Source organism: Nitrosomonas communis (assembly GCF_900114745.1).
GTDB classification, from domain to species: domain Bacteria; phylum Pseudomonadota; class Gammaproteobacteria; order Burkholderiales; family Nitrosomonadaceae; genus Nitrosomonas; species Nitrosomonas communis_A.
Window position 1 is genome coordinate 1 of sequence record NZ_FOUB01000100.1, and the last position, 8,519, is coordinate 8,519.

At 42.5% G+C, this 8,519-nt stretch carries 7 protein-coding genes; 1 reads left to right on the top strand and 6 read right to left on the bottom strand.

The features are described from left to right. From BM122_RS19325 to BM122_RS19340, 4 genes are all read right to left on the bottom strand, one after another. Positions 1-458 (bottom strand): IS5 family transposase (locus tag BM122_RS19325; RefSeq protein ID WP_143083556.1); only part of this gene is annotated, 458 nt, incomplete at its 3' end. 133 nt (positions 459-591) lie between these two features. Then, positions 592-2,445 (bottom strand): ABC-F family ATP-binding cassette domain-containing protein, encoded by a 1,854-nt coding sequence (locus BM122_RS19330; protein WP_074907132.1) that lies wholly within the window; start codon positions 2,443-2,445, stop codon positions 592-594. Positions 2,446-2,932: 487 nt separating this feature from the next. Beyond that, the gene (locus BM122_RS19335; protein ID WP_074907133.1) at positions 2,933-4,855 is read right to left on the bottom strand and encodes a polysaccharide biosynthesis protein; all 1,923 of its coding nucleotides are present in this window, start codon (positions 4,853-4,855) and stop codon (positions 2,933-2,935) included. Further along, complete coding sequence (locus BM122_RS19340; RefSeq protein ID WP_074907134.1) at positions 4,842-5,849, bottom strand: MraY family glycosyltransferase; 1,008 nt, start codon at positions 5,847-5,849, stop codon at positions 4,842-4,844. Before BM122_RS19340 ends, BM122_RS19335 begins: the two co-directional genes overlap by 14 nt. Positions 5,850-5,895: 46 nt before the next feature. On the opposite strand from BM122_RS19340, the gene BM122_RS23645 reads away from it, so the two are divergent. Beyond that, the gene (locus tag BM122_RS23645; RefSeq protein WP_177198218.1) at positions 5,896-6,057 is read left to right on the top strand and encodes a hypothetical protein; all 162 of its coding nucleotides are present in this window, start codon (positions 5,896-5,898) and stop codon (positions 6,055-6,057) included. A gap of 94 nt (positions 6,058-6,151) precedes the next feature. On the opposite strand, the gene BM122_RS19345 is transcribed toward BM122_RS23645, so the two are convergent. Together BM122_RS19345 and BM122_RS19350 are read right to left on the bottom strand one after the other, a co-directional pair. After that, positions 6,152-7,369 (bottom strand): pyridoxal-phosphate-dependent aminotransferase family protein, encoded by a 1,218-nt coding sequence (locus BM122_RS19345; protein ID WP_074907135.1) that lies wholly within the window; start codon positions 7,367-7,369, stop codon positions 6,152-6,154. Positions 7,370-7,601: 232 nt separating this feature from the next. Then, on the bottom strand, positions 7,602-8,285 hold the full coding sequence (locus BM122_RS19350; protein WP_074907136.1) for a Crp/Fnr family transcriptional regulator: 684 nt from the start codon (positions 8,283-8,285) through the stop codon (positions 7,602-7,604). Positions 8,286-8,519 lie beyond the last annotated feature (234 nt).

Below are 8,519 nucleotides of genomic sequence, written 5' to 3' on the forward strand. Positions count from 1 at the left end.
ATCAAATCAGGTGCGGCACAACAGTCATTGACTTCTCCACCGGTGATTCCAAACTCAACTGGCAAGCCATAACCATCGACCGCTAAATGGATCTTTGTGGTATTGCCTGCACGGCTTTTCCCGATAGCCTGCGATTCTTGACTCGCTGCTCCCGCACTATGTTGATGCGCTTTAACATAACTGCCATCCATAAATCTCCATTCCCAATCCGGATCAACAGCCAATGCTTTGAAAACATTCAGCCATTTCCTGCTCAATGACCATGCATTGAATCTTTTATAGATGGAATTCCAGCAGCCGAACACCCTGGGCAGATCGCGCCACGGACAGCCAACCCGCATTCGATACAGTAGGCCTTCTACCGTCATGCGCAGATTGCGCTTGTTATAAATCGATTCTTGAAGCAGAATCTTCTCCAGCTTCGACCAGTACTCATCATTGAGCATCATTCGGGGCATCGCAAACTCGTTTTGTTGGGGGTGTAGGAACCCCAATATTACGAGTTTGTTTCTATCTATGAAATACTTATCTTAAAACGTCAACAGACCCTAGAAAATAGCTACTTTTATTTAATAAACCAGCGAATCAGATTTACCCACATTCTTCCATTGCTGCTTCCAGCTCTAGCCAGCTTTCTTCCAGTTCAGCAATCTTTCTTTCTAGTTCAGTACGGATATGATTGAGCTGGCTGATTTCCTCGTGCGTACGGTCCGTATAAGTAACCGGATCAGCTAATTGGTGATGGATGGCGGCTAACTCAGTTTGCGCAATAGACAATGTTCCCTCAAGTTTAGTTTGCTTGGAAAGAAGTGCTTTTCTATTCGGTTTAAGCGTCTTTGGCTGAGTAACTTTCTCTGGCTTGAGTTTAATCGCTTTATAGGCACACTGATTCTCAACCCAGTTTTTATAATCTTCCAAATCGCCATCAAATAGCTGGACCTGACCATCCGCAACGAGCCAAAATTCATCCGCCACGGCACGAATCAAACTACGATCATGTGATACCAGGATTACACTGCCGGTATATTCTTCCAGCGCCAGCATGAGCGCATCACGCATGTCCAAATCAAGGTGGTTGGTAGGTTCATCGAGCAACAGTAAGTGTGGTCGTTGCCAAGCGAGTAAAGCCAGCACCAGGCGGCTTTTCTCACCACCGGAAAAAGTCATCACCGGACGATCTTCACTGTCGGCAGCTAGCCCAAATCGTCCTAGGAAGGTGCGTAATGTCAACGTTGTTTCCTTCGGAGCGAGTTGCTGAAGATGCTGTAACGGTGTCATTGATCCATCCAATTTCTCGAACTGATGCTGAGCAAAATAACCAATACGGATATCTGATGCGATCTCTATTCGCCCAACACTGGGCTTAAGTTCAGCAATCAATAATTTGATTAGCGTCGATTTGCCCGCACCATTCGGTCCCATGAGCGCGATACGCATCCCTGCTCGCAAGAATAAATTAACATGCTGGAATAGCATCTCTCCACCATAACCAAAACCCATGTCTTCCACTTTCAGCAACACATCTGGACCTCGCTCGGGCGCATCAAGCTGTAACCGATAGTGACCATCATCTATATGGAGAGGGACGATGCGTGCCAGCCGCTCAAGCGCCTTAATTCGGCTTTGTGCTTGTTTAGCCTTGGTAGCCTTGGCTCGAAAACGCCGCACAAAATCTTCCATATGGGTAATATACCTTTGCTGCTGTTGAAAAGCTTGGTCCTCTTGAGCGATACGTTCAGCACGAGTACGTTCAAAATCCTCATAATTTCCTCCATAGCTATCAATGATCCGGTTATGAATGTGTGCAATGCGATTCACACATGTATTTAGAAATTCACGGTCATGTGAAACGACAATTAAGCTGCCAGGGTAACGAGCCAGATACTGTTCCAGCCAAAGAATAGCCTCCAGATCAAGATGATTGGTTGGTTCATCCAAGAGGAGTAAATCAGCTCGATGCATCAATGCGCGCGCTAAATTCAAGCGCATTCGCCAGCCACCTGAAAATTGACTAACAGGACGTTCCAAAACATCATTTGCAAAACCCAATCCATTCAGCAATTGGGCGGCATGCGCACGCGCTCCGTATCCATCGATTGCTTCATAGCGTTGCTGTGCCTCAAACCAGTTGGAATCATGTACTTGACGCATCAGGATTTGCTCTAATTGCCTCAATTCAACATCGCCATCAAGCACAAACTCCAATGCAGATTGATGAGAATTGATAATTTCCTGTTTAACAAAAGCAATCGTTTTTCCAGCTTGAAGAATAATTTCACCCTTATCCGGATGAATTTCCCCTCGTATCAAACGAAATAGAGTAGATTTACCGCAGCCATTTTTACCGACCAAACCCACACGCTGATTAGCAAATACCTGTAAATTAACATCCTGCAGAAGCGGCAGTCCATTTTGTAAATAGGTAAGATTCTGAATATTCAGCATGAACGATGACTAATAATCTTTTATCCAATGACTTCACATATAAAATGTGATAGGAAAAATCTTTTTATTGAAGAATCCAAGGTAATTATTATTATTTTTAATTACTTGATTTCAATATATTAAATAGGGAATTATCCTTGTAAATTAGTAATACTCTTGACATATCAAACAATCCACATTTTCTTTTTAAAATGATTTATTTCAATTTAAATTTATTTCAATATTTAATAAAACCACAACTATTTGATTAAAAATAGTTATTTTATGTACAAAAATTAATCAAATCATAAAATACTATTATAAATAATTATGTTAATGAAAATATTTACTACTTACTCACAAAGTTATCCACAAAAATTGTGAATAAATAATCCTGAAAAGCGATTTCATTGATTTTGATAGTGAGCATTTTTCAACGAAACGTATGCATAAATACTTTAGGCTTCCGGAACGAAACAGAAATTTGGTTACTTGCTTGCTCTATTTATCAGAGTGTATTTAAAGTGGCTGCCTGCTCTGATAAGTTTTGATCACCTGTTCTTTTATTTGAATACTCAGGTACCCATTTCGCTAAGGCCCACTTGACCTCCTCATCCTTTAGCACAGGTTGTTTGGTAAACCATTCCATGAATGATGCAAGCCATTGTTCATCAACTTGGTAAGACAACGTAATACTAAGCTTTTCATGTTGGGTTGGCAAAGTACTTTCACTTTCTGTCGCTAGCTCTTCATACAACTTCTCACCTGGACGCAACCCAGTATAGACAATCTTGATATCTTCTTCGGTCAGCCCAAGCAAACGGATCATATCTTTGGCTAAATCTACGATTCTGACGGGATCGCCCATATCCATAACAAAAATTTCCCCTCCACCTTTCACACCGCCCATCAAGCCCGCTTGCAAAACCAGTTGTGCTGCTTCCTGAATAGACATGAAATAGCGGGAAATATCAGGATGTGTCACAGTAATCGGTCCACCTTTTGCGATTTGCTCCTTAAATTTAGGAATCACGCTACCAGTACTTCCTAAAACATTACCGAACCGCACAATGACAAAACAAGTTTTGAATGATCCAATATACTTATTCTCAGCATGTAACACTGATTGCTGTAGCGCCTGACAAACCATTTCTGCCAATCGCTTGCTGGCACCCATTACATTGGTAGGATTCACAGCTTTGTCAGTTGAAATTAGCACAAATTTTTCTACAGCATGTTCAATAGCTACTTCTGCCAACACATATGTTCCCATGACATTATTCAACATAGCCTGCCAGGCATTTTCATTTTCCATTAAAGGCACATGTTTATAGGCCGCAGCATGGAATACTACCGTGGGCTGATATTTATCAAATATTTGTGAGAGTCTTGCACGATCTTTGACATCTCCGATCACAAAAGCCATAGAGATAGCTGGAAACTTGATGAGGAATTCTTCTTGAATAGCATAGAGCGCAAATTCATTCAATTCAAACAAGATTAGCTGCCTAGGGTTAAATGCCATGATTTGCCGACACAGTTCAGAACCTATCGAACCACCCGCACCAGTAATGAGTATCGTTTTTCCAGTCAGCAGATCATGCAAACCTTTCGTATCGAGCACCACAGGCGCACGGCCAAGTAAATCATCCAGCTCAACATTGCGGATTTGTGATACTGTCATTTTCCCACTGACAAGGTCAGCATAGGATGGAATCGTCAGTGCCTTAACACCTAGATCTGCGCACATTTCGAGCGCCTGGCGCCGCTCATTCTGAGAAGCTGATGGCATGGCAATAATGACATGACCCACACCTAATTTTGCTACCCATGCAGGTAATTGACTGATCATACCCAAAACCCGAACGCCATGAAGACGAGCCCCTAATTTTTTGGGACTCCCCCCCAGCAAACCTATTACCTGCCAATCAGGGCTACGATCCAGTTCTTTTACCAGATTGATAGCAGTACTTCCTGTCCCCAAGACAATGACTGGCTTACGTTCCGAATTCTTTAAGCTGTAAAATCGTCCTTCTTTCCACGACCGATATAAAATGCGGCTCCCTCCCATGATTAGCAGCAAGAGTAATGGGGTAAGGAATATCACTGCACGTGGTAGCAAGACAGGCAGTTTCAGCATGAATATTACAAACGGGACAATTACTGCGCCGAAAATAACGGTTAGCAGAATTCGTTTTAAATCTGGCAAGCTGGCATAGCGCCATAATCCCCGATACAAGCCAAATGAATAAAAGATAGCCGCTTGAGTTGGCGCAATCCAGATTAAATTTTCCTTGAGTGAAGCTTGAAAATCAGCAGGAATTTCAAAATTGAAGCGGAATAAATAAGCGAACCACCACGCTACGATCACTGCAATAAAATCATGAATGAAAGCAATGAGTGAGCGTTTATGAATTTTACTTGCAATCATCCTGTGTTTTAGTGTAGCGATAGCGTTGATAACAATCAAAAGCCAGCATTATAATTAAATAAATACTTCCCCACATCACCGTCAACCAGCTCTGGGTGATAAAGTCATAACTGTTTGCCCATACTGCACTCCCGCCAACCATCAGCATCAATAGATATCCCAATAAGGCTGTATTGCGGTGCCCAAACCCACTCTGCACAATTCTCTGGTAATAATGCTCACGGTGTGCTTGCCAAACCCTTTCACCACGGAAAAATCGCTTTATCAGCGTCATACTCGCATCGACTATAAAAGGTGAAAATATCAGTAAAGGCAACCAAAAAGACCATAAACCCTTAACCCAACCTAAAATGCCGAACGCTGCCGCTAAAAAACCCAATGGTACTGCCCCCACATCTCCCATGAATATTTGGGCTGGATGAAAATTGAAGCGTAAGAAAGCCCCAGCGGAAGCCATAATACAAAAGTTAATCATGGCAAATTCCATATCGCCTGCAAGCAAAGCTGTTACACCATAATAACCAAAACCGATGAGTGCCATACCACCCGCTAGCCCATCAGAACCATCCATAAAATTATATAGGTTAGACATCCAGGCAATTGCCAGTCCCATTCCTATCACCATGACCCAATTGTAGCCATCTAGTAAAAGCATCGCAGAAATGCCAATGGCAACAAGAATATGGGCCAGTAAACGCACCAGCACAGATAAACCCTTCACATCATCAGCAAAAGAAATAAGCGCAAGCATGCCAAATCCTACCCACAATGAAATAGGCAATGAAGCAGAAAACAGCAGCCATACAAACAATATCGAGAAGATCAGACCGATACCACCAGTCCGAGGAACAGGAGTACTATGTAACGAGCGTTTATTTGGAAAATCCAGGATCTTGAGTGCATTACCTTTCACCAACCAGAAAATAAGTAAATAGGCCACTAGGAAAGATAGCAAAGGAACTGCAACAAGTTGAAAAGAAAATTCTGAATTCATGAAGCAGAATTATGCTGGAAAAAACAGGCGATAGGCGAGCAAGGCGTTGAATAAAGATCCAACCAATTCTCCTAACTCGTCAAATTCAAAAATGAGAATAGTAATTCCATTTCCAAATCAAACGCAGCTTTGCCCGCTTCTCTTTGTCGTATTATTTATATTACCTGCGGCTCGCCTTGGCGTCATGTTTGATTTGGAAATGGAATAATACTTTTCTCTTACTTTATTGCCTTATTGCAACCACTTCCTATCCAGCAAAAAGAAAGCAGTTGCATAATTTATAAGTTTTGTTTCAATCAAACTTATATTGTCATGGTATTCGCTGCATAGGTTTGATAAGCGGCCACTTCCGCAGCACCACGCTCTACCTTCATACCCATATTGGATAAAACAGTTTCCAAGGCGTTAAGGCAGAAAACAACATTTTCAACTCGACTTGAATTACCCATTAAACCGAAGCGCCAAACTTTCCCAGCAAAATCTCCTAAACCAGCTCCGATTTCCAAATTGAAATCAGCCAGCAACCTACGGCGTACTTCCTTATCATCTACGCCTACTGGTATATGTACGGCATTCAGCTGAGGCAAGCGATAGGGTTCAGCCACCACATATTCGATACCCATCGTCTGCAAGCCGGCTTTTAGCGCCTTGTGATTACGTTGATGCCGTGCCCAGGAATGTTCCAGCCCTTCTTCGTATAGCATCAATAAAGCTTCGTGCAATCCAACCAGTGAATTGGTAGGTGCCGTATGATGATAGGTTCGTGAAGAGCCCCAGTAACCCAATAGCAAGTTGATATCCATGAACCAGCTTTGTACCTTATGTTTTCGGTTCTTGACCAGATTCACTACGCGCTCTGAGAAACTTACTGGAGAAAGACCAGGAGGGCAGGACAAGCATTTCTGGCTGCCGGAATAGACTGCGTCAATTCCCCATCCATCGATATAAATGGGTGTCCCACCTAGCGAAGTGACCGTGTCCATGATCGTTAAGCAGTTATAGCGCTTAGCTAGATCACTAAGAGTTTTAGCATCAGACTGTACACCGGTAGAAGTTTCAGCATGAACAAACGCCAGAATTTTCGTATCTGGATTATTTTTTAAGGCATCTTCCACTTTCTGAGGATCAACAGGCTCTCCCCACTTGTCATCCACCACAACAGCCACTCCCCCATGGCGTTCGACATTCTCAACCATACGCCCACCAAACACGCCATTGCGACAAACAATTACCTTATCTCCTGGCTCGATCATGTTAACAAAGCACATTTCCATACCGACTGAGCCAGGGCCTGATACAGGAAAGGTTAGCAAATTATTTGTCTGAAAAGCATAACGCATCAAACTTTTCAGCTCCTCCATCATGTCCACAAATACTGGATCCAGATGACCCAAGGTGGGACGCGCCATTGCGGACAAAACACGCGAATGGGTATCGGATGGCCCGGGGCCCATCAAAACACGTTGAGGTGGATAAAAGATCGAAATTTTCTTCTCTGGGCGAAAGTCTTGGGTGGCCATTGATATTCCTAAAATATAAAAATAAACAAACAGTATGCTTGAACATATAAAGATGGCGATTCTATCAAGTGATCAGGCATTTGACTATACTCAATTCCAGAAAACGACTTTAGAATCAACTAAGTTTTATTACTAAAAAGGTTTGGTTAGCGTTTGATTATTAGAGTAAAAGATACTGCTTGAGCACTTGTGAAAAAGTAAATTGAAGAAAAAACAGTTTGGTGAGTTTGGTTTAATCCAAAGAACCCTGCACTTCTTTGACTAGTTTAGCCAGTTTTGCTACATCCAGTATGTGCAGATTACGCCCCCGCTGCTCGATCAAATTAATCTTAGCCAAACTGGCAAATTCCCGACTCACTGCTTCACGATGGGCGCTAACAAAACAGGCTAATTCAGCATGAAGGGGCGCTGGTGAGATAATGGCAGTATTGAGTGATACCATGCGTTCCCTTGCCAAGCGCCATAATTCAGCATGGATACGGTTTCGTACAGCCAGTGTGCTGAAGTCAAAAACTCTTTCAGTTAAACGACGTACCTGACCAGTCAGTCGTCTCAAAATAGCATTGCAGAAAGCAGGATAGGTATGAATTAATTCCCAAAAAGTTTTGTCAGGTATAGATGCTAGCAAGCTATCCGTTTTAGCGATAGCGGTTGCAGAGCGTGGCAAACCATCTATTGCTGTCAACTCGCCAAACATTTCTCCTGCAGGCAAATCACACAGAATGACTTCATCGCCCGATAATGCATAATAATGGACTCGGATCATGCCTTTTAAGACAAAAAAGACGCTGTTGTTATGATCTTGATAACGCACAATCTCCTCGCCTGCGGCAGAATGTTGCTGATGAAAAGATTGTATAACTATCCCAAGATTAACCGAAGAAAGACCATGAAATTCTTTGATATCCGAAAACAAAGAGGGAAAAGATTGATTAAGTAACGTGAGTTTGACATAAGAAAAGCTGTAAAAGAAACCTGAATTCCTTATGACGAAGTGGTTTTGGAAAAGAATTTCATCACGAGAGGAGTCAGATTCCCATGGATACTATAACGATTTTTTGTGCGAGTGACGACTTTTGTAAAAAGTTTGAGCCGCGTTGGGAGCAGTGCTTATTAGAGTCGTCGCTGAAACGGCGTCGGCAGCAAGGAG